At 69.3% G+C, this 21,486-nt stretch carries 19 protein-coding genes and 1 pseudogene; 9 read left to right on the top strand and 11 right to left on the bottom strand.

The window, feature by feature from the left end:
- Positions 1 to 277 precede the first annotated feature (277 nt).
- The 6 genes from ACU6XJ_RS28285 to ACU6XJ_RS28260 all read right to left on the bottom strand — a co-directional run bounded on the left by ACU6XJ_RS28285 (position 278) and on the right by ACU6XJ_RS28260 (position 6,418).
- Positions 278 to 985: a FadR/GntR family transcriptional regulator gene (locus ACU6XJ_RS28285; protein WP_476318242.1), complete on the bottom strand. Its 708-nt coding sequence runs from the start codon at positions 983 to 985 to the stop codon at positions 278 to 280.
- Entirely contained in the window at positions 982 to 1,749 is a 768-nt protein-coding gene (locus tag ACU6XJ_RS28280; protein WP_476318240.1) for a 3-oxoacyl-ACP reductase, read from the bottom strand. Before ACU6XJ_RS28280 ends, ACU6XJ_RS28285 begins: the two co-directional genes overlap by 4 nt.
- The gene (locus ACU6XJ_RS28275) at positions 1,750 to 3,114 is read right to left on the bottom strand and encodes an aldehyde dehydrogenase family protein (RefSeq protein WP_476318238.1); all 1,365 of its coding nucleotides are present in this window, start codon (positions 3,112 to 3,114) and stop codon (positions 1,750 to 1,752) included.
- On the bottom strand, positions 3,111 to 3,839 hold the full coding sequence (locus tag ACU6XJ_RS28270) for a gamma-glutamyl-gamma-aminobutyrate hydrolase family protein (RefSeq protein WP_476318236.1): 729 nt from the start codon (positions 3,837 to 3,839) through the stop codon (positions 3,111 to 3,113). Before ACU6XJ_RS28270 ends, ACU6XJ_RS28275 begins: the two co-directional genes overlap by 4 nt.
- On the bottom strand, positions 3,820 to 5,184 hold the full coding sequence (locus ACU6XJ_RS28265; protein ID WP_476318234.1) for a glutamine synthetase family protein: 1,365 nt from the start codon (positions 5,182 to 5,184) through the stop codon (positions 3,820 to 3,822). Before ACU6XJ_RS28265 ends, ACU6XJ_RS28270 begins: the two co-directional genes overlap by 20 nt.
- 151 nt (positions 5,185 to 5,335) lie before the next feature.
- Positions 5,336 to 6,418 (bottom strand): alpha/beta hydrolase, encoded by a 1,083-nt coding sequence (locus ACU6XJ_RS28260; protein WP_476318232.1) that lies wholly within the window; start codon positions 6,416 to 6,418, stop codon positions 5,336 to 5,338.
- Positions 6,419 to 6,814: 396 nt separating this feature from the next.
- Between ACU6XJ_RS28260 and ACU6XJ_RS28255 the strand changes: the two genes are divergently transcribed.
- The 8 genes from ACU6XJ_RS28255 (at position 6,815) to metK (ending at position 15,680) form a co-directional block, all read left to right on the top strand.
- Entirely contained in the window at positions 6,815 to 9,649 is a 2,835-nt protein-coding gene (locus tag ACU6XJ_RS28255) for a helix-turn-helix transcriptional regulator (protein WP_476318230.1), read from the top strand.
- Between the two features lie 124 nt (positions 9,650 to 9,773).
- Complete coding sequence (locus ACU6XJ_RS28250) at positions 9,774 to 10,673, top strand: hypothetical protein (protein ID WP_476318228.1); 900 nt, start codon at positions 9,774 to 9,776, stop codon at positions 10,671 to 10,673.
- Positions 10,670 to 11,488 carry an orotidine-5'-phosphate decarboxylase gene (gene pyrF, locus ACU6XJ_RS28245; RefSeq protein ID WP_476318226.1) on the top strand — a complete coding sequence of 273 codons (819 nt, stop codon included), beginning with the start codon at positions 10,670 to 10,672 and terminating at the stop codon, positions 11,486 to 11,488. The genes ACU6XJ_RS28250 and pyrF overlap by 4 nt, the downstream gene beginning before the upstream one ends.
- A 272-nt stretch (positions 11,489 to 11,760) precedes the next feature.
- A complete protein-coding gene (gene mihF, locus ACU6XJ_RS28240) occupies positions 11,761 to 12,078 on the top strand; it encodes an integration host factor, actinobacterial type (RefSeq protein ID WP_476318224.1) in 318 nt (105 codons plus the stop codon).
- 8 nt (positions 12,079 to 12,086) lie between these two features.
- A complete protein-coding gene (gene gmk / locus ACU6XJ_RS28235) occupies positions 12,087 to 12,689 on the top strand; it encodes a guanylate kinase (protein ID WP_476318683.1) in 603 nt (200 codons plus the stop codon).
- A gap of 20 nt (positions 12,690 to 12,709) precedes the next feature.
- Positions 12,710 to 13,003, top strand: a complete 294-nt coding sequence (rpoZ, locus tag ACU6XJ_RS28230; protein WP_476318222.1) for a DNA-directed RNA polymerase subunit omega — start codon at positions 12,710 to 12,712, stop codon at positions 13,001 to 13,003.
- Between the two features lie 161 nt (positions 13,004 to 13,164).
- Positions 13,165 to 14,442: a bifunctional phosphopantothenoylcysteine decarboxylase/phosphopantothenate--cysteine ligase CoaBC gene (gene coaBC, locus ACU6XJ_RS28225; RefSeq protein WP_476318220.1), complete on the top strand. Its 1,278-nt coding sequence runs from the start codon at positions 13,165 to 13,167 to the stop codon at positions 14,440 to 14,442.
- A gap of 53 nt (positions 14,443 to 14,495) precedes the next feature.
- On the top strand, positions 14,496 to 15,680 hold the full coding sequence (gene metK / locus ACU6XJ_RS28220; RefSeq protein WP_476318681.1) for a methionine adenosyltransferase: 1,185 nt from the start codon (positions 14,496 to 14,498) through the stop codon (positions 15,678 to 15,680).
- A gap of 208 nt (positions 15,681 to 15,888) precedes the next feature.
- Here metK and ACU6XJ_RS28215 read toward each other — a convergent pair whose 3' ends face one another.
- Together ACU6XJ_RS28215 and ACU6XJ_RS28210 are read right to left on the bottom strand one after the other, a co-directional pair.
- A complete protein-coding gene (locus ACU6XJ_RS28215; protein WP_476318218.1) occupies positions 15,889 to 17,106 on the bottom strand; it encodes an NADH:flavin oxidoreductase/NADH oxidase family protein in 1,218 nt (405 codons plus the stop codon).
- The gene (locus ACU6XJ_RS28210) at positions 17,103 to 17,903 is read right to left on the bottom strand and encodes an SDR family NAD(P)-dependent oxidoreductase (protein ID WP_476318216.1); all 801 of its coding nucleotides are present in this window, start codon (positions 17,901 to 17,903) and stop codon (positions 17,103 to 17,105) included. The genes ACU6XJ_RS28215 and ACU6XJ_RS28210 overlap by 4 nt, the downstream gene beginning before the upstream one ends.
- A gap of 122 nt (positions 17,904 to 18,025) precedes the next feature.
- Between ACU6XJ_RS28210 and ACU6XJ_RS28205 the strand changes: the two genes are divergently transcribed.
- A complete protein-coding gene (locus tag ACU6XJ_RS28205; protein ID WP_476318214.1) occupies positions 18,026 to 18,670 on the top strand; it encodes a TetR/AcrR family transcriptional regulator in 645 nt (214 codons plus the stop codon).
- Here ACU6XJ_RS28205 and thpD read toward each other — a convergent pair.
- From thpD to ACU6XJ_RS28190, 3 genes and pseudogenes are all read right to left on the bottom strand, one after another.
- Entirely contained in the window at positions 18,663 to 19,571 is a 909-nt protein-coding gene (gene thpD / locus ACU6XJ_RS28200; RefSeq protein WP_476318212.1) for an ectoine hydroxylase, read from the bottom strand. The genes ACU6XJ_RS28205 and thpD overlap by 8 nt on opposite strands.
- Positions 19,568 to 19,957: pseudogene (locus ACU6XJ_RS28195) on the bottom strand (ectoine synthase). The gene thpD and the pseudogene ACU6XJ_RS28195 overlap by 4 nt, the downstream one beginning before the upstream one ends.
- Before the next feature lie 228 nt (positions 19,958 to 20,185).
- Positions 20,186 to 21,400 (bottom strand): M23 family metallopeptidase, encoded by a 1,215-nt coding sequence (locus ACU6XJ_RS28190; RefSeq protein WP_476318210.1) that lies wholly within the window; start codon positions 21,398 to 21,400, stop codon positions 20,186 to 20,188.
- Positions 21,401 to 21,486: the final 86 nt, after the last annotated feature.

Here is a 21,486-nt window from a genome sequence, read left to right as displayed (position 1 = left end):
TGCGCCAGGGCCCGGAGTCCGTGCGATCGGCCTCCAGCGCCTGGAGTCGTAGAACTTCCTCCATGGAAATCACTCCTGTTCCGGATTGGGCGGCCAGGTGGGCCGCTGGTCGGGAAACGGCAGGGGTTTCCGTGGATTGATCAATCCCTTCCCCACTGTGCGGTCGCAGGTAAGCGCTCGCAAATCGGGTTCGGTGGTTCACCCATGCAGCGGAACGGGATCGGCAGAACCGTGCGCGTTGATCCGGATTGGGAAACCGTCGGTACTCCAGACCGTGCTAGCAGAGGAAGCCGCGCAGCAGCGCGGCGCTGCCGTCCAGGTGCTCGGCCATGGCGTGGCGGGCGGCGACCGGGTCGTTGTCGAGGATGGCGGCGACGATCGCGGCGTGTTGGTCGTTCGAGTGCTCGATGTTGGGCGGCAGCAGGGGAATCGCGTCGAGTAGGGCGTTGACGCGGCTGCGGACGTCGGCGACCGCGGTGGTCAGTGAGGGCGCGGCGGCGGCTTCGGCGATGGCCAGGTGAAGGCGGGAGTCGCGGCGGCGGTACTCCTCCATCGAAGCCGCGGCGCAGTCGTCCAGGCACTGGCTCAGCTGGCCGCGCACCTCGGGGGACAGGGCGCGTTCGGCGGCGGCCTCGGCCGCACCGGTCTCCAGCACCCGGCGGAGGGTCAGCACGTCCTCCACCTCGGCCGCACCGCCGAGAGCCGCCCGCTCCGACCGGGCGGGCGGCAGGGTGTCGGCGACGAAGGTGCCGCCGTAGCGGCCGCGGCGGGACTCCACATAGCCCGCCTGCTGCAACGCACGGATCGCCTCGCGCAGGGTCACGCGGCTGACCCCCAACCGGACGGCGAGTTCCCGCTCCGACGGCAGCCGGTCGCCGGGGCCGACGACGCCGAGGCGGATGCTCTGCAGCACCCGCTCGACGGTTTCCTCGAACGCGTTGCCGAACCGTACGGGCCGGAACAACGCGCTGGCGGCCGCTTTCACAGCGGCGTCACATAGGCGCCGGAGATCCCGCCGTCGACCAGGAAGTTCGACGCCGTGATGAACGACGCGTCGTCGGAGGCCAGGAACGCCACCGCGGCGGCGATCTCCTCGGGCTCGGCGAAGCGGCCCAGCGGGACGTGCACGAGCCTGCGCGCGGCGCGCTCCGGATCTTTCGCGAACAGTTCTCGCAGCAGGGGAGTGTTGACCGGGCCGGGGCACAGGGCGTTGACGCGGATGCCCTCGCGGGCGAACTGCACGCCGAGCTCCCGCGACATCGCCAGCACCCCGCCCTTGCTGGCGGTGTAGGAGATCTGCGAGGTGGCCGCGCCCATCACCGCCACGAACGAGGCGGTGTTGATGACCGAGCCCTTGCCCGCGCGCTGCATGTGCGGGATGGCGTACTTGCAGCACAGGTACACCGAGGTGAGGTTGACGCGCTGCACCCGGTCCCACGCCTCGATGCCGGTGGTGAGGATCGAGTCGTCCTCCGGCGGGGAGATGCCCGCGTTGTTGAACGCCACGTCCAGCCTGCCGAAGGTGTCCACCGCGGTCTGGAACAGCGCCTCGACCTCGGTCTCGCTGGTGACGTCGGTGCGCACGAACAGGCCGTCCACCTCGTCGGCGGCCGCCTTGCCGGTGTCCGGGTCGATGTCGGCGATCACGACCTTCGCGCCCTCGGCGGCCAGCCTGCGTGCCGAGGCCAGGCCGATCCCGCTCGCGCCGCCGGTGATCACCGCGACCCGGCCGTCGAAACGCTGCACCATCTAGTTCTCCTCCGTGCTGATGAAGACGTTCTTGGTCTCGGTGAAGGCGGCCAGGGCGTCCGGGCCCAGTTCCCGGCCGAGGCCGGACTGTTTGAAGCCGCCGAAGGGCGTCGAGTAGCGGACCGAGGAGTGCGAGTTGACCGACAGGTTGCCCGCCTCCACACCCCGCGACACCCGCAGCGCGCGTCCGACGTCGCGGGTCCAGATCGAGCCGGACAGGCCGTACTCGGTGTCGTTGGCGAGCCGCACCGCATCGGCCTCGTCCTCGAACGGCAGCACGGTCACCACCGGTCCGAAGATCTCCTCGGTCACCGCCCGGTGCGTCGGGGACACCGGGGCCAGCACCGTCGGCGGGTACCAGAAGCCCTTGCCCGTTGGCGCGTTGCCGCGGAAGGCCACCATGTCGTCGTCCACAAAGGACTCCACGCGGGTGCGTTGCGCGGCGGAGATGAGCGGGCCCATCTCGGTGGACTCCTCGCCGGGAGCACCCACCACGACGCCCTTCACCGCCGGTTCGAGCAGTTCGAGGAACCGGTCGTGCACGCTGCGCTGCACCAGGATGCGGGATCGGGCACAGCAGTCCTGCCCGGCGTTGTCGAACACCCCGTACGGGGCGGTGGCGGCCGCGCGTTCCAGGTCGGCATCGGCGAAGACGATGTTGGCGCTCTTGCCGCCGAGCTCCAGCGTCACCCGCTTCACCTGCTCGGCGCAGCCCGCCATGATCTGCTTGCCGACCTCGGTGGAGCCGGTGAAGACCACTTTGCGCACCGCGGGATGCGTGACGAAGCGCTGCCCCACCACAGAGCCCTTGCCGGGCAGCACCTGGAACACGTCCTCGGGAATCCCCGCCCGCCGTGCCAACTCCGCCAGTCGCAACGCGGTCAGCGGGGTGAGCTCGGCCGGTTTGAGCACCACCGTGTTGCCCGCCGCCAGCGCGGGCGCGAAGCCCCATGCGGCGATGGGCATCGGGAAGTTCCAGGGGACGATGATGCCGACGACGCCCAGCGGTTCGGCGAAGGTCACGTTCAGTCCGCCCGCCACCGGGATCTGCCTGCCGAACAGGCGTTCCGGCGCGGCCGCGTAGTAGTGCAGCACGTCCCTGGCGTTGCCCGCCTCCCACCTGGCGTTGCCGATGGTGTGCCCGGCGTTGGTCACCTCCAGCCGCGCCAGGTTCTCCAGGTCGCTGTCCACCACCTCTGCGAAGCGCCGCAGCAGCCGCGCCCGGTCGGCGGGCGCGACCGCCCGCCAGGCAGGCAGCGCCCGGTGAGCGCGGCCGATGGCCTCGTCGGTCTGCTCCAGGGAGGTCAGCTCGACGGTGTCCACGACCTCCTCGGTCGCGGGGTTGATCACCTGAAAGGCCGTCACTGGGCGGCTCTCCTTGTCTCGGCGGCGGATACAAGCGCGGTGAACAGCCGCAGATCGTCGGCGGTCTGCTCGGGGTGGTACTGCACACCCAGCACGAACGGCTCGCCTGGCATCTCCAGAGCTTCCACGGTCCCGTCGGGGGAGTGCGCGACCGGGACCAGGCCATCGCCGAGCCGGTCGATGGACTGGTGGTGGTAGCAGCGGACGGCGGCGCGGTCGCCGAGTACGGCGGCCGCCAGGCTGTCCGGCGCCACCTTGATCTCCAGTTCGCCGAACACTCCGGGTGCGGGCTGGTGGCAGGTGGTGCCGACCACCTCGGGGGTGTGCTGGTGCAGGGTGCCGCCGAGCGCGACGTTCAGCAGCTGCGCGCCGCGGCACACCGCGAGCAGCGGGATGCCCAGTTCCAGCGCGGCCCGCAGCAGCGCAAGCTCAGCCTCGTCGCGTTCCCGCGGCGGCGCATCCGTGGTCGGATGCGGTTCGTGGCCGTAACGGGCGGGGTCCACGTCCGGGCCGCCGGTGAGCACCAGCCCGTCCAGCCAGCCCACCGTGGACGGACGCCAGTCGCCGACGGGGGAGAGCAGCACGGGGTTGCCGCCCGCCCGGAACACCGAGTCCAGGTAGGGCCGGTGCAGCACCGCCGACTCCGCGTCCCAACGCCCGAACCGCGCCCGCTGAAGGTAGGTGGTGACGCCAATGAGCGGGATGTCAGAGCCGTTCGAAGCCACGCACCCGCTCCCAGTCGGTCACGGCCGCGTCGAAGGCGGCCAACTCGATGCGCGCCGCGTTGCGGTAGTGCTCGACCACCTCGTCGCCGAAGGCTTTGCGGGCGATCTCGCTGCCGCCCAACAGCTCCGCCGCCTCCCGCAACGTGGTCGGCACCGTCGGCAGGTCCGAGGCGTAGGCGTTGCCGGTGAACTCCGGTACCAACGGGAGCTCGTTGTCGATGCCGTGCAGGCCCGCCGCGATGGACGCGGCCACCGCCAGGTAGGGGTTGACGTCCCCGCCGGGCACCCGGTTCTCCACGCGCAGCGACTCGCCGTGCCCCACCACGCGCAGCGCGCAGGTCCGGTTGTCGGTTCCCCACGCGACCGCGGTGGGCGCGAACGAACCCGGCACATAGCGCTTGTAGGAGTTGATGTTCGGCGCGAGGAAGTACGTCAGCTCCCGCAGGCACGCCAGCTGGCCCGCCAGGAAGTGCTCCATCAGCGGGGAGAACCCGCCCGGCCGGTCACCGGCCAGCACCGGGGTGCCGTCGGTGTCGCGCAGGCTGAGGTGGATATGGCAGGAGTTGCCCTCCCGCTGGTCGAACTTGGCCATGAAGGTCAGGCTCTGCCCGTGCTGGGCGGCGATCTCCTTGGCGCCGGTCTTGTAGATGCTGTGGTTGTCGCAGGTGGTCAGCGCGTCGGCGTAGCGGAAGGCGATCTCGTGCTGCCCCGGCGCGCACTCGCCCTTGACCGATTCGACGTAGAGACCCGCGCCGGTCATGGCGTTGCGGATGGCCCGCAGCAGCGGCTCGATTCGCGCGGTACCCAGCAGCGAGTAGTCCACGTTGTACTGGTTGGACGGTGTCAGGCCGTGGTAGGAGCGCTGCCAGGCTTGCTCGTAGGAGTCGTCGAAGACGATGAACTCCAGCTCCGTGCCGACGAACGCGGTCAGTCCTCGCTCGGCGAGCCGCTCCAGCTGCCCGCGCAGGATCTGCCGCGGAGACGCGACCACCGGACCGCCGCCGACCTGCTCCAGATCGGCCAGCACCAACGCGCTGCCCTCATGCCAGGGCAACAGCCGCAGCGTGTCCACGTCGGGGCGAAGCACGAAGTCGCCGTACCCGCTCTCCCACGAGGACATCCGGTAGCCGTCCACGGTGTTCATCTCGACGTCCACGGCGAGCAGGTAGTTGCAGGCCTCGGTGGCGTGCGTCAGCACCTCGTTGAGGAAGAACCGCGCCCCGCAGCGCTTGCCCTGCAGACGGCCCTGCATGTCGGTCATCCCCACCAGCACCGTGTCCACGGTGCCCGCGTCCACCAGCGCCCGCAGCCGCTCGACGGTGAGCATTCCGCCGCCATGAGTCATCCGCAGCCCTTCCCTGGAGCTTAAGGATCAGAATTAGCCCATTGGAATGCTGGCAGGACGTACAGGGGTGCGCAAGGGGGGCGAAACCATGAGCGGTAAGGCGAGTCGAGCTCGCCTTACCGCTCACAGGTGTTCAACCAGGGGACACCCGCTACTGCTTGGGCGCGCCCCAGTTGTTCGGGCAGGACGCCGGTGTCTGGCCGACGACGTGGCGGAGGAAGTCCTTCAGGTCCTCGGTCCAGTACCGCCAGGCGTGGCTGCCGGCGCCGGAGCAGTAGCGCGGCAGCACACCGACGCCCTTGAGCTTGTTGAACAGCCGGTCGGTCTGGGCCTTGGCGCCGATCTCGATCGCATCGCCACCTTCACCGGTGTAGAGGCCGACCTTGATGTTGTTCTGCTTGAACACGTTGACCAGTGCGTGTGGGTTCTTCGGAGCCCAGGTGTTGTAGGGACCGAACACGTCCTGGACGTCCTTGGTCAGGTAGTTCTGCTGGCCGTACTGCGCCTCCGTGATCGCCGAGCCGATGCCGATGGTCACCGCGTTGGAGATGATCAGCTGGTTGACCAGCGGGTCCTCGATGTCCGGCGAGCCCGAGTAGGCGCCGACCGCGGAGAACAGGTTCGGATGGCGTGCCGCATAGGCCAGTGCTCCGTAGGAACCCATGGACAGGCCGGTGATGATCCGGCTGTCCCGGTTGGCGATGGTGCGGAGGTTGGTGTCGATCCACGGCACCAGCTGTCCGATGTGGAAGGTCTCCCACTTCGGCTGGTGGCCGCCCTTGTCGGGGTTGACCCAGTCGGTGTACCAGCCCGCCTTGCCACCCTCGGGCATCACCACGATGCCCTGCCACGGCGAGCCGTCCACCACGGCGGAGGCGTTGCCGAAGCGCTGCCAGTCGCCGGAGTTGTCGTCGCCCGCTTTGTCCGCGGTGCCGTGCAGCAGGTACGCCGACGGGTAGCGCCTGCTCGGGTTGGACGCGTAGTCGGCGGGCAGGTAGATCTTGACGTGGATCGGCTGGTAGAGCGCCGCCGTGGTGAAGGTGACGTCCAGCAGCCGCGGGCTGACCTCGGTGATGTTGTTCATCGTCAGACCGTGCGAGTTCGGCGCGGGCAGCGGCGGGACCGCCGCCGTCGCCGCCCCGGGCGCCAGCACGCCGAGCGCCAGCCCCGCCCCGGTGACCGCCGCCAGCAGACGGCGGGTGAAGCGCGTGGTTCTCCGTGAGCGTGTGCTCATCGAAACCCCCCAGTGTCGGTTGATTTCCACTGTGCCAGAAACCGTTTCCGCATGTCGGAGCCCTGCGGGGTGAACCTGATCATCACTCTTCCGCCGTAGTCCGACCGCCATTCAACGCATAACTCCGGCCCGTTTCTGTCTCCCGCATGAGTGGACGCGGACCGGCTTTCGTGGGTTTCGGAGTCCTTTCACCGACGACCGATGGCCGGGCTCGACGCGGCTGCGGGCTTCCCCTGTAAGCGGTTGCTATTTCAAGGAACGCCGAACATCCCTCTACTGCCGGATGTGTCTGAATGGGCGATTGCGGTAGTACTGCGGCTGTTCGGGTTTGTTCATGCCGGGGGTGGCGCCAGCAGCACGAGGCCCCGGTGTGATCGGGGAGGGACAACCTGAGGAGTGACAGACCACCCACCCCTGGTCGGCAGAGACTCCGAGTTGGCCACCCTCACCGTCATGCTCGACCGGCTCGCCGCCGGTGATCGCGTCGCGTACCTGCTGCGCGGCGAACTGGGCATCGGAAAGACCAGGTTGGCCGCCGAGATCGCCGATCGGGCACGTGACCGAGGCTTCGCCGTGTTCGTCGGCGGCGCCAACGACCTCGGCGTCCGCTATGTGTTCGGCTCACTGGCCACCGCGCTGGCCGACGTGTTGGACGAGGCCGGGCTGGGCGAGGTTGTCGTCGGCCCCGCCCCCATCGGTGAGCCAGGGCCGGTGTCGGTCGATGTGGCCGCGCTGTACGGGGATACCGGAATCCGTGCAGGCGAGCGGGTGCTCGCGTTCCTGGAACGACGCTGCCTTGACCAACCGGTGCTGCTGGTGCTCGAGGACCTCCAGTGGGCCGACCCCGCGACGCTGTGGGTGCTGCGCAGGCTGCTGCGCGGTATGGCGGGCCTGCCGTTCGGGCTGCTGTGCACCATGCGTCCCGGTCCGCTGCGGCCGGAGTCGGCGGCCGTGCTGGACAGGCTGCTCGCCGAAGGCGTCGAAGTGCTCCAGGTGTTGCCGCTGAGCGGCAGCCAGGTGTTCCGGCTGGCTACCGCCATGGGCCTGCCTCCCGGCCCGGTCCTGAGCCGCCGCCTGACCGCCGCGGGCGGCAACCCGCTGTGGATCGTGGAGTACCTGCGGTCGCTGCGCGCCGAGCAGGCCGTGCGTTTCGCCGAAGGGCGCGCCGAGACCGACGACCGCGAACTGCCGCTGGAGTTCCGGCGGCTCATCCTGCGCAGGCTGTCGCAGGTGTCGCCGCGGACCGTGGAGTTCCTCCGCGTCGGCGCCGTTCTCGGTGTCGGCTTCGGGCTGGCGGAGGTCGCCACCATCACCGGCAGCAGCGCCGTGGGCTGGCTGCCCGCCCTGCACGAGGCCATCGAGGCGGGCCTGATCACCGAGACAGGCGGACGGCTGTCCTTTCAGCACGCGTTGATCCGGCAGGCCATCTACCAGCAGGTGCCGCCCGCTGCCCGCCGCGATCTGCACCGCGAGGTCGGCAAGGTGCTGGCGGAGGCGGGCGCGCCCGCGCTGCGCGTCGCCGAGCAACTGGAGTTGGGTGCGGCCGAGGGTGACACCGAGGCGGTCTCGTGGCTGTACCGGGCGGCCCGCCAGACCATCTCCCGTTCCCCGGCCACCGCGGCGCGACTGCTGGAACGCGCGAAGGCGCTGTCCGGTTCGGACAGCGCACTGCTGCCGCTCATCGTCGCCGAACTCGCCCCGCTGCTCATCCTCGTCGACCGCGTTGACGACTTCGAGGCGCTGTACGGCAGCCAGCGGCGGCTCGGCGTCAACAGGCTGGCCGCGGCCAGGATGAAGATGGGCCTGCTGCATGTGCTTATCCGGCGCGGTCAGTGGCACCGCGCGGTCCGGCTGTCCGAACAGGACGACCCGGACAGGCTGATGACGCGTATTCACGCCCCCGCCGCCCTCGTCCAACTGCTCACCGGCAACGTCATCCGGGCGGCGGGCATGGCGGACCGCGCACTGATCAGGGCCCGCGGCCGTGGCGACCCGCTGGCCGCCGCCATCGCGCTGAAGACCCTCACCTGGTGCCACGCCGCCCGCGGCGACCTGGCCGAGGCGATCCACTGCGGGCGCGAGGCGGTCGAGGTGTCCCGGCTGGCGAGGGCACCCTGGCGCAGCTTCCTGTTCCCGCAGCTCAGCCTCGCGGGCGCATTGTTCGACGCGGACCGCTTCACCGAGGGCGAGCAGGCCCTGTTCGACGGCCTGCGCACCGCCGAGCGGATCGGCAGCTACGCGTGGCGGCCGTACTACTACGGCGGCCTCGCACTGGCCAGGTTCCACCGCGGCGACTGGGACGACGCCCTCGCGGCCGCCAGGACCGCGCTGGAGCTGGCCGATGAGACGGGCACCGAGTGGGCCACCTTCCCCCAGGCGATCATCGCGCGCATCAGCCTCGCCCGCGGAGCCATCGACACCGCCGAGTCGGCGTTGGCCACGCTGAGGCTGGATGGCCCGCCGGTACTGGCCACGCACTGGGCGCTGTGGGTGGACGCCCTGCTGCGCAAGGACCGCGGCGAAGTGACGCACGCGTGGCAACGCCTGCGGGCCGCGTGGACCTGCCTGCCCGAACTCCGCCACCTCTTCGGCATGCGGACCCTGGCATTCGACGTGGCGAGGATGGCGCTGCGCACCGGCAACCGTGGTGTTGCCGAGGAAATCGCCACCGAACTCACCGCCTACGCGCAGCGGGCGGGCACCCCCGGCGCCACCGCAGCAGGCCTGCTCTGCGCGGCACTGGTCGCGGGCGACGCCGACCTGGCGTTGCGTGCTGTCGACGGCTACGAAGCGGTCCCACGCCCCTACGAGCGGGCCATCGCCACCGAGGTGGCAGCGGAGCTTCTCGTCGCAGCGGGCCGCCGCGACCAGGCCAGGCAGCTGTTCGGCCGCGCCCTGTCCACCCTCGACTCGCTCGGCGCCATCCGCGACGTCGCCCGCCTCCGCGCCACCGCCCGCCAGCACCGCTTCCGCCTCGGCAGCCGCGGCCCCACCACCACCGCGTCCCACGGCTGGTCCGCGCTCACCGCCCGCGAACTCGAGGTGGCCGAACTCGTCCACCGCGGCATGAGCAACGCCGAGATCGCGGGCGAGCTCTTCACCTCCCGCCACACCATCGAGACGCATATGAAGAACATCTTCCGGAAACTCGCCATCAACAAGCGCTCAGCCCTGATCACCCTCTGGGTCCAGCACAACCCTGCCGACCAACCCCACCCACAGGCCCCGTGACGGGAGGGAGACCGCGCTCGGTTTCCGGTACTGAGGTAGAGCGCTCGCAAATACCGGAATTCAGTGATGTTCGGAGCGAAATCCACGGACAGGCTGGAAACAGCCGACGTGGAAGGAGCCGATCATGCAGGGGCAGCTCATCTCATTGGCTCGGATGGGAGACCGGGCCTCGATCGAAGCGATCTACCGGCGTTTCGCCAGGGATATCTACAACCGGTGCGCTCTGGTGGCGGGGCCGCAGGTGGCGGTCGCGCTGACCGTGGACGTGTTCGCGGGGCTGGCCTACCTGCCCTCCGCCGTGGACGACGACCTCGACCGGCTCGCGGAGTGGTTCGACCGCCGCACCGCGATCGTGCTGGGCGAGCACCTGCCCGACATCCCCCCGCCACTCGAGCCGAGCCCGGCGGACTTCTACCCGAAGCTGCTGGCCAGGGTGCTGGCCCGGTTGTCGCGACGCGACCGGGCAATGGCGCCGTTCTTCCTGGAGGTCGTGGCGGGCGTCCGCGACCTGGAGGCATTCGCCTCGGCGGCAGGCGTCGGTTCCGACAAACAGGGCGACTTCCTGCGCACGCTCAACGTGCGGTTCGCCAACGCGCTGCTCGCCGCGTACACCGAGACGGCCCGGGAGCCGCGCTGCCAGGTGCTGGCCGCAGTGCTCACCGGCCACCCGCCCGGATCCGACCGCCGTGCCGCGGTGGCCGCGCACATCGCCGACTGCCTGGTCTGCAGGCGTTGGCGGCGCCGGGTGTTGGCCATGCTGCCCGGTCTCGCCGCCTGCCGACCCACGGACACCCCGCCCGACCTGCTCCGCGAGTTGGTGCTCCGCAGGCTCCTCGCGAGTGGTCCCTCGGTTCGAGACCGGCTCGCCCGCTGGGTGGCCGGTGGTGTGGTCTGCCTCGGCCTGCTCGCCGCCATCGGGGCTGCCACCGGGGTGATGGCGATGTGTGTCACCGCTGTCGAGGTGGGCTGGCTTTTAGACTGGGCCGACGCGACACCGACGGCGGACAGGGGCATGTGGGCATGACGGGTTTCGGAGAGCGGTTGACCAAGGCCATCGCGCAGCGCGGACCGCTGTGCGTTGGCATAGACCCGCACCCGAACCTGCTGGCTTCCTGGGGGCTTGACCGAACCTCGGCCGGACTGGAGCGATTCGCGATGACCGCGGTCGAGGCACTCGCCACCGAGGTCTCGGTGATCAAACCACAGTCGGCGTTTTTCGAGGCATACGGGTCGGCGGGCATCGCGGTGCTGGAACGCGTGATCAGCCAGACCCGGCAGGCGGGCGCGTTGGTGCTGCTGGACGTCAAGCGCGGCGACGTCGGCTCCACCATGGCCGCCTACGCGCAGGCCTACCTCACCGACGGCTCCCCGCTGGCCGCCGACGCCGTCACGCTGTCCCCGTTCCTGGGCTTCGGTTCGCTGGAGCCTGCCTTGGCGGCGGCGGAAGCCTCGGGCCGGGGAGTGTTCGTGCTGGCGCGGACGTCCAATCCGGAGGGTGGCTCCGTGCAGCGGGCCACTGTGGGCACCGTCTCTATTGCACAGTCCATTGTGGATGCCGCAGGGGAGCGCAACGCGGGGGCGGAGCCACTTGGCTCGGTCGGGTTGGTGGTCGGGGCAACGGTCGGCGACCACGGGCTGGACCTGTCCGCGCTCAACGGCCCCATCCTGGCGCCCGGAGTGGGTGCTCAGGGTGCAGGTATGGCGGAATTGCGACAGGTTTTCGGTCTCGCCCTGCCTGCGGTGCTGCCCACCACCTCCCGCGATGTTCTCCGGCACGGTCCGGACCCGCTCGCGCTGCGCGAAGCGGCACGTCGTGCCGCGAATGAGCTCACCGCCTGAATGCTTGGTTGACCCGGCAATCTGATCTCCTGTTCGCTTAGCGAACACTGATCAAAGCGGTTCTGGCCTGGGCTTATACCGGTGATCATGGCGACCCGGATACGGCCATAATGGTTAATCCGTACGGCCATCCGGGTGGGTACTTGACGTGGTGCGGCGCAGGTCACCAAACCCGCCGTTGCCAGATGTCGGACCCGTGTTGTGCCCCGTAACTCGAGGTCGGTACGGTCGCCGCACCGATTTAGCTAATAACCCACACCACGGAGGAAATCGTGGCCCTTCCCCAGCTGACCGAGGAGCAGCGGGCCGCAGCGCTGGAGAAGGCGGCTGCTGCCCGCCGCGCCCGGGCTGAGCTCAAAGAGCGCCTCAAGCGCGGCGGTACCAACCTCAAGGAGGTGCTGGCGGCTGCGGACAGCGACGAAGTTTTGGGCAAGATGAAGGTCTCCGCCCTTCTGGAGGCGCTGCCAGGCGTCGGCAAGGTGCGCGCGGCACAGATCATGGAGCGGCTTGAAATCGCTCCCAGCCGCCGACTGCGTGGCCTCGGTGACCGGCAGCGCAAGGCGCTGCTGACCGAGTTCGGCGGCGAGTGACTCGCAACATAGCCGGATGTGAGCCGGGGCAGGTCCTAGCGGACCGACCCCGGCTCACGGTTGTGTCCGGCCCGTCCGGCGTCGGCAAGTCGAGCGTTCTTGCCGAAGTGCTGGCCGCGGCGCCGGAGATCTTTCTCAGTGTTTCGGTCACCACCCGGACTCCGCGGCCCGGTGAGGTCGACGGAGTGGACTACCACTTCGTCTCCCGCGGCGAGTTCGACAAGCTGGTGGCAGCGGGTGCGCTCCTCGAACACGCCGAATACGCGGGCAACTGTTACGGCACCCCGCGGGAACCCGTCGAGCGGATGCTGGCCGCGGGGCGCCCCGCCGTATTGGAGATCGAACTTCAGGGTGCCCGCCAGGTCCGGGCCGCGATGCCGCAGGCCCAGCTGGTGATGCTGATGCCGCCGTCGTGGGAGGTGCTCGTCGACCGGCTCACCGGGCGCGGCACCGAGGACCCGCTCGTCGTGCAGGCGCGGTTGGACACCGCGAAGGCCGAATTGGCCGCCGCCGACGAGTTCGACGCGCGCATTGTGAATGCCGACGTGCGGGCATGCTCCCGCGACTTGCTAGCCTTGATAGCCGGCCCCCGCGCCGGTCAACGGACTTGATCTTACTTTCAGGAGCACGCGTGACCCTTCCCGTAGAGCTCGGTGCTCTCGGCGAACCCGCCACCACCGGCCCCGAGGGCATCACCAACCCGCCCATCGACGACCTGCTCAACAAGGTCAGCTCGAAGTACGCGCTGGTCATCTACTCGGCCAAGCGCGCGCGTCAGATCAACGACTACTACGCCCAGCTTGGCGAAGGCCTGCTGGAGTACGTCGGCCCCCTCGTCGAGCCCGGCGCCCGCGAGAAGCCCCTCTCCATCGCCCTCCGCGAGATCCACGCGGGGATGCTGGAGCACACCGAGGGCGAGCAGTAGACCTCTCCGGTGCTCGGTGCCCGGAGCTTTAGCCACCAGAAGACCAAGATAACGGCGTTATTTGGGTTTTCTGGTGGCTAAAGCACGTCAGGGGGCGACCCGGATGTGGCTTTCCGGACAGACGGAGCGTGGGTACCGCGGGTGAGTGGGACACTGGATCAGTGACGACCAGCAAAACCGCGCCGAACGTGGTGCTCGGAGTGGGTGGCGGGATCGCCGCCTACAAGGTGTGCGAGGTGCTGCGGCGGCTGACCGAGGGCGGTCATTCGGTTCGGGTGGTGCCCACCGAGGCGGCGCTGCGCTTTGTCGGTGCCGCCACCTTCGAGGCACTGTCCGGGCAACCGGTGCGCACCGGTGTCTTCACCGACGTTCCCGAGGTGCCGCATGTGCGGATCGGGCAGACCGCCGACCTGGTGCTGGTCGCCCCCGCCACCGCGGACCTGCTGGCCAAGGCCGCGCATGGGCTTGCCGACGACCTGCTGACCAACACGCTGCTGACCGCGCGGTGTCCGGTGCTGATGGTGCCCGCGATGCACACCGAGATGTGGGAGCACCCCGCCACCCAGGCCAATGTCGCGTTGCTGCGCGGCAGGGGAGTGGTGGTGGCCGAGCCCGCCAGCGGCAGGCTGACCGGTGCTGACACCGGCAAGGGCAGGTTGCCCGAGCCCGCCGAGATCACCGAACTGGCCAGGTTGCTGCTGCACCGCGGCGATGCGCTGCCCCGCGACCTCGAGGGTGTCCGTGTCGTGGTCTCCGCCGGTGGTACGCGGGAACCGCTGGACCCGGTGCGCTTCCTCGGTAACCGTTCCTCCGGCCTCCAGGGCTATGCCGTCGCGCGGGTCGCCGCGCAGCGCGGTGCCCAGGTTGTGCTGGTCGGCGCCAACACCACCGGCCTCGCCGACCCGGCGGGCGTCGAGGTGGTGCGGGTGGAGACCGCCGTCGAGCTTCGCGACGCCGTGCACAAGGCCGCGCTGGACGCCGACCTGGTCGTGATGGCTGCCGCGGTGGCGGATTTCCGCCCGGCGGACACCGCCACGTACAAGATCAAAAAGGGTGACACGGAGCCGGACCCGGTGCGGCTGGTGCGCAACCCCGATGTGCTGGCCGAGTTGGTGCGGCGCCGGTCCGCGGGCGAGTTGGACACCAAGGTCATCGTGGGCTTCGCCGCCGAGACCGGCGATGAACAGGGCGATGTGCTGGCCCACGGCCGAGCCAAGCTGGCCCGCAAGGGCTGCGATCTGCTGGTGGTCAACCTGGTGGGCGGCGGGCACGCGTTCGAGCAGCCGGACAACGCCGGCTGGCTGTTGGACACCGCAGGCAATGAGACGCACGTCCCACATGGGCCCAAGACACTGCTGGCAAGCGCAATGCTGGACGCAGTCATGCCGCTGTTGCAGCAGTCTTGCGGACTCAATGGAAATGTGACGGTATCCCGGTAGCCTGTTTGGGTGCGCGGCCGGTTTCTAGGAAGGGGCGGAGCTTGACCCGTCGTTTGTTTACATCAGAGTCGGTGACCGAGGGTCATCCCGACAAGATCTGCGACGCGATCAGCGACTCAATCCTGGATGCGCTGCTGGCCAAGGACCCGCGTTCGCGGGTGGCGGTGGAAACGTTGATCACCACCGGCCAGGTGCACGTGGCCGGTGAGGTCACCACCGACGCCTACGCAGACATCCCCACGATCGTTCGCGAGCGGATCCTGGAGATCGGCTACGACTCCTCGGCCAAGGGCTTCGACGGCAACTCCTGCGGCGTGAACGTGGCGATCGGCTCCCAGTCGGTCGACATCGCCCAGGGCGTCAACGAGGCGCACGAGTCGCGCGTCGAGGGTGCCGACGACGAGATCGACCGCCAGGGCGCGGGCGACCAGGGCTTGATGTTCGGCTACGCCTGCACCGACACGGCCGAGCTCATGCCGCTGCCGATCGCGCTGGCTCACCGCCTCGCGTGGCGGCTGACGAAGGTCCGCAAGGACGGCGTGCTGCCCTACCTGCGCCCCGACGGCAAGACCCAGGTCACCATCGAATACGCGGGCGACCAGCCGGTCCGCCTGGACACGGTCGTGATCTCCTCCCAGCACGCCGCCGACATCGACCTGGAGCGCATGCTCGCGGTGGACATCCGCGAGCACGTCATGCGCCCCGAGTTGGAGGCCCTGTCGCTGGACACCGAGGCGGTTCGCCTGCTGGTCAACCCCACCGGCCGTTTCGTCATCGGCGGCCCGATGGGCGACGCCGGTCTGACCGGCCGGAAGATCATCGTGGACACCTACGGCGGCATGGCCCGCCACGGTGGTGGCGCGTTCTCGGGCAAGGACCCCTCCAAGGTGGACCGCTCGGCGGCCTACGCGATGCGGTGGGTGGCCAAGAACGCCGTCGCCGCAGGCCTGGCGACCCGGCTCGAGGTGCAGGTGGCCTACGCCATCGGCAAGGCCGCGCCGGTCGGCTTGTTCGTAGAGACCTTCGGCACCGAGACTGTGGACCCCGCCAAGATCCAGCAGGCCATCACCGAGGTCTTCGACCTGCGGCCCGCGGCGATCATCCGCGACCTCGAGTTGCTGCGCCCCATCTACGCCCAGACCGCGGCCTACGGCCACTTCGGCCGGTCCGACATCGAGCTGCCCTGGGAGAGCACCAACCGCGCCGACGCGCTCAAGTCGGCCGCAGGCCTCAGCTAGCCAACGCATAAAAGGGGGCGTCGCCTGCGCAGGCGACGCCCCCTTTTATGCGTCTGGTACTGGTCGGCGGCTCCGGCCTCTGCGTTCCAGCCGTGACGAGTTGGAGTTCCTCGGCACCGACCGGGCCATCCGGTCCGCGCTGTCCCTCGGCGCCACCGAGCACCTCGCGCGGCCCCGGTCGTTCCCGCCGTTGCCGAGGTCACCCATGTCAGCTGGGGATGACGATCTGGGAAAGAGCGGACTTCGCGGTTCGACCCACCGCGCGGAGGACCGTGCCCAGGTTGGGATCGGTCTGCGGTGAGCGTCCGCCCGCGATGCGATGCATCTGGTGGTTGTGCCAGACCAGCTCCAGGTAACCGTTGGCCGGGCGGTAGCCCGTGCGCGGCGGGCCTGCGGGCAGCCGCAGGTCGGGCTCACCGGCGAGTATCCGCGCCGGGTAGTCCGGCACGAACGCGAACGGTCGGGCCAGCCCGATGACGTCGACCACGTCGAGGGCCTGTTCCATCGCCTGCCTGCTGCGCAGGCCACCGGTCAACATGAGCCGCAGCGGCACCAGCTCGCGGACCTTCCTGGCGTACTCGACGAAGTACGCCTCTCCTGCCCCGGCGTGGTGGGTGCCCTCCATCGCGGGTGCGGCGTAGTTTCCGCCCGAGATCTCCAGCAGATCGACGCCCGCGTCGTGCAGCGCCAAGGCGACCTCCACCGACTCCGCCTCGGTGAGACCGCCGTACTGGAAGTCCTTGGAGTTCAGCTTCACCGACACCGGGACACCGCTGCCCACCGCGGCCCGCACCGAGGCGACGATGTCGAGCAGGACCCGCCTGCGGCGCTTGGCGTCGCCGCCGTACTCATCGTCGCGGGTATTGGCCAGCGGGGACAGGAATTGCGAGAGCAGGTAGCCGTGGGCGGCGTGGATCTGCACGCCGCTGAAACCCGCGCCGACCGCCAACTCGGCGGTCCTGCCGAAGCGGCGCACCAGGTCCTGGATCTCCGGCCGGGACAACTGCCGTGGCTTGCGGAGGTTGAAGCCGGGCACCCGTTCGCGGGTGGCCGACGGCGCCACCGGGCGGCGGTTGAACGGCACCGTGGCGACTCGACCAGGGTGGTTGATCTGCATCAGCACCTCGGCACCGCCTGCACGGGCCGCGGCGGCCCAGCGGGACAACTCGGCCTGCGACCGGTCGTCGTCCAGGATGACGTTGCGGGGCTCGCCGACGCTGCGCCGGTCGACCATGACGTTGCCGGTGATCAGCAGACCCGCGCCGGAGCGGGCCCAGGTCGAGTACAGGCGCTCCAGGCCGGGTGTGGGGCGTCCCTCGCGGGTGGCCAACTGCTCGCTCATGCTGGCCTTGGCGAGGCGGTTGGGCAGCTCGATGCCGCAGGGCAGTCGCAGCGGCGCGGCCAGCGCCGTGGTCCCTGCGCTCATGAGACCTTCCCGTACGCCCAGCGCAGCACCGGCCCGACCAGAGCCTTGGGCAGGAACGGCGCGGTCGCGGTGGAAATCTTCGCGGGCAGCCCGGGGGCGACCCGCCGCTTGCCCGCGGCCAGGCCCGCCACCGCCTGCCGGGCGACGCCGCGGGCGGAACTCCAGATGAAGTCCGGCACCAGCCGGTCGGCGGCGGAGGCATTGGCCGAGGCGGCGAACTCGGTGCGCACCGGGCCCGGTGCCAGCAGCGTGCAGCTCACGCCGGTGCCCTTCAGCTCGGCATGCAGCGATTCGGCGAAGACGTTGTCGAAGGCCTTGGTCGCCGCGTAGGTGGCGTTGTTGGGGCCGGGTTGGTTGCCCGCGATCGACCCGGTGATCAGGATCGCGCCGGATCGGCGGGCGAGCATGCCCGGCAGCACCGCCAGCGTCAACTCATGCACCGCGACCACGTTCAACTCCACCTGCAGCCGCTCGCGGTCCAGGTTCAGCCGGGACAGCGACCCGTAGCTGGCGAAACCGGCGTTGTTGCAGAACACCGAGATCTCGCGATCGGCGAGGTCCTTGGCCAGACGGGCGCGGGCTTCGCGGTCCTCGAGATCACAGGCCAGCACCTCGACGGTGACGCCGTGCGCGGCGGCCAGCCGGTCGGCCAGTGCGCGCAGCCGGTCCTCGCGGCGGGCGACCACGATCAGCGAATGCCCTCGACGGGCGAGCTCCTCGGCGATGGCCTCACCGATGCCCGAGGAGGCACCGGTGATCAAAGCCCGGTTGTGGGGTGTTGGCGCTGGAAGGCTCATATGAACTCCCGTGCTGAATGGGCGTAGATCCGTACTCCGTTGCACAGCATGTCGCCCACCTCCTCCAATTGCTACACGACTGTAGCTACACGCCTGTAGCTTCACAAGGTTAGGATCCGGACATGACCTCGGCGGCCACTCCCAAACGCCCCTACGCCCCTCGGATGCCCGCCGAGCAGCGTAGGGAAAAGCTGCTGGACGCCGCCCTGGAGATCATCAACAACGCGGGCGTTGGCGCGGTCACCATCGATGCCGTCGCCAAGGCCGCGGGGGTCACCCGGCCCGTGGTGTACGGCCAGTTCACGGACGCGGGTGATCTGCTGAAAGCGCTGCTCCAGCGCGAGGAGCAGCGGGCCTTGGCGCAAATCGCGAACCTGGTCCCCACCGACCTGGAGGGCGCCGGTCCGGTCGACACGTTCGTCTCCGCGGCCAGGGGTTTCGTGGCGGCCGTACGCGAGCGGCCCGCGACCTGGCGGGCGATCCTGCTGCCCGTCGACAGCGTCCCGGAGGCGGTGTGCAGGCAGAAGCAGCGCAGTGAGCTGATCGTGCTGCGCCGCTTCGAGGAGGTCCTGCGCTGGTTCCTGCGCGGCAGGCGCAACGCCGAGGAGGTCGATGTCGAGCTGATGGCCCGCAGCTCCCTGATGCTCATGGAGCAGGCGGGTCGACTGCTGCTCACCGACCCGGAGAACTACCCCCCGGAGCGGATCGTTGCGTTCGCCGAGTCCATCGTCACGGCCTTCTACACCCGCTACCCGCTGATCAGCTGATCGCTCGAAAGTCCCGGCCTGCGGCGAATGCGGGCCTGCGCTTGGCCGCGGCGAACGGTTCGACGAGGGCGTTTTCCACGCTGTTGAACACCAGGAAGATGTTCGACCGAGGCAACGGCGTGATGTTGCTCCCCGAGCCGTGCATCGTGTTGCAGTCGAACAGCAGGGCGTTGCCCGCCGGTCCGGTGAACTGGGCGATGCCATGTCGTGCGACGAGTTGGGTGAGGCTCTCGCGGTCCGGTGTGCCGATCTGTTGTTCCTGCAACGAGGACTGGTAGTTGTCCTCCGGGGTGGCCCCGACCCAGGGAATGAACGTGCGGTGCGAACCAGGCACCACCATCAGCCCGCCGTTGTACGGGTGGTTGTCGGTCAGCGCGATCGACATGCTGACCGCCCGCATCGCGGGCATGCCGTCCTCGGCGTGCCAGGTCTCGAAGTCCGAGTGCCAGTAGAAGCCCTTGCCGTCGAATCCGGGCATGAAGTTGACCCGGCTCTGGTGGATGTAGACCTCCGAACCCAGAACCTGCCGCGCTCGGTCCAGCAACCGCGGATCCCGAACGAGTCCGGCGATGACCGGGCTGATCCGGTGCACATCGAAGATCGACTTCACCGTGTGGCTCGACTTCTCCACGATGACCCGCTTGTCGCTCGCCAATGCCTCGTCCGCCGCCAGTCGTCGCACTTCGCTTCGAAAGGCCTGCACCTCCTCAGAGCTGATCAGACCCTCGATGATCGTGAAGCCGTTCTCCTCGTAACCGGCCAGGACGTCCGAGCCCATCGGCCCGGTCTTGCCCGGCCATACGGTGGGCTCTTGCCGGGGAATGGGTTTCAGCGGGGTCGCGACCCTGGTCGGACAGCCATCCAGCGCCCTGGCGTCCGTGGCGGAGCGCAGGGCGGTCATGGCCTGCTCCACGCGAGCAGCGGATAGACACGTTCTCGTCGTGCACCTCAGGGCCGACGACAGGCGGGTTGAACACACAGACCATGCGGACGTCGGTGTGGCAGCCGATGACGCTCGTTGCCGTCGAGAAGGTACAGCGTGCCAGGCCCCACCCGGTGGGCCTCGTCGGTCTCTCGGTTCACCAACTCGCCATGGCCCTCGACGCAATACACCGCCTCGATGTGGTTGGCGTACCACCAGTCGTTCACGGTTCCGGCATAGGCCACCGTGTCGTGCAGTGAGAAGCCGACGCCTTCCCTGGCCAGCACCAGCCTGCGGCTCCGCCAATTCGGCGTGCGTACCTCGCTGCTGGTGCCCTCGACCTCCTGCACGGTGCGGACGATCACGGCGCCTCCTTCCGCTGGCCCTCCACAACAGAGTCGAGCAGAACCGCGCGGGATCACATCCGAGGATGCGCTTACCACCGTTTCGAAGTACCCCTGATGGCATGACCACAGAGGCCACGCAGACCGAAGTGGTGATCGCGGTGTCAGTGCCGGACTGGCCCGCTTTGGTGGGAGAACCCGTGAGCGGCAACCGACGCTGGGAGGTCGATTGCCGCTCACGGGTTTGTCTCAGCAGGCCGCGGCGACCGGTTCGTTGGAGCCGGTGTCCAGGAAGCCGTCACTGATCCACTTGCCTGAATCCAGCTTGTTCCAGATGTCGGTCTTGCCCCACACGCCGTCCACGGACTCGCCGCGGGTGTGGCAGGCGATGTTCACGACCGCGCCGTTGGCGACGGTCCCGACCGAGTCGTAGGACAGGCCGGGGCCGGAGCGGAGGTTGACCGTCGTGTTGTCACCGCCGTTGACGGTGCCGGTGGGCAGCGACGGTGTGCCGCCGGTGCCGCCGTAGTTGGTGACCTTGCCGCCGCGCGAGACGCGGACGCCGTTGCGCTCGGCGTAGCCGCCGTAGGCGCTGCTGCCCTCGAAGAAGGTCCAGCCGCCGATCTTCATGTTGTTGACGCTGATGTGGGTGTTCCCGCGCAGCAGCGAGAAGTGCACGTGCGCACCGGAACTGGAGCCGCCACAGGGCAGTTCGTTGCCGATGTGGCCGAGGTAGGTGCCGGTCTGCACGGTGCTGCCGTCGGCGAGGTTGGTCAGGTCGTACATGTGGTAGTAGGTGGTGGAGTAACCGTTCTCGTGCACCACCTTCACCAATGCGCTGCGCCCGCGAATGCAGCTCTTGTAGACCTTGCCCGGCCCGGCGGCCAGCACCCGGCCGTCGCCGCCGTTGAAGTCGATCGAGCTGAACGGGCGGCTCTGACCGCTGTTGCCGTGCGGGCCGCCGCCCATCCACCAGGCCACGTTCTTCGGCCACGGCAGACCAAGCCCGGTGTCGGCTTGGACCTGGGCGGACTTGGACGCCTGGTAGTTCCGCTCGAAGAGTTGCCTCTCCTCGGCGCTGACCACCGGTGCCTGCTTGGCCAGCTCGACGAAACCGGCGGTTCCGTCGAGTTCGACCCGCCAGACGCCGTCCTCGCGGCGAGCGATGAACAGTGCCGACTCCGGCGTTGCGTGCTGCACCACCGGCAGGGGGATGGTGGTGCTGCCGAACGCCCAGCCGGACTCGGATCTGGTCGGCTCGACGATCGGCTGGGACAGCGTGTTCACGCCGTACTCGTTGCGGGCGGTTGCGCCGCGCTGGGCAATCATGGTGCCCGCCACCGTGGTGGCCAGATCGGTGCCTTCGGATGGAGCGCCGACGGCGTTGGGAACGACAAGCATTCCCGCGCCGGCCAGCAGCCCGACGGCGAGTGTGCAGGCTCGCCTCAGTTTCGTCAGATGCATCTGCTTCTCCCCGGGAAAAGCGTCGCAGGGGCAGGGACACGGAACGGATGGCGATACCGGCCGAGCAGAGTGCAGGGGTTGGGCCG

Source organism: Actinorectispora metalli (assembly GCF_056323685.1).
Note: the sequence above shows the minus strand (reverse complement) of the source record. Positions and strands in the feature narration are given on the sequence as shown.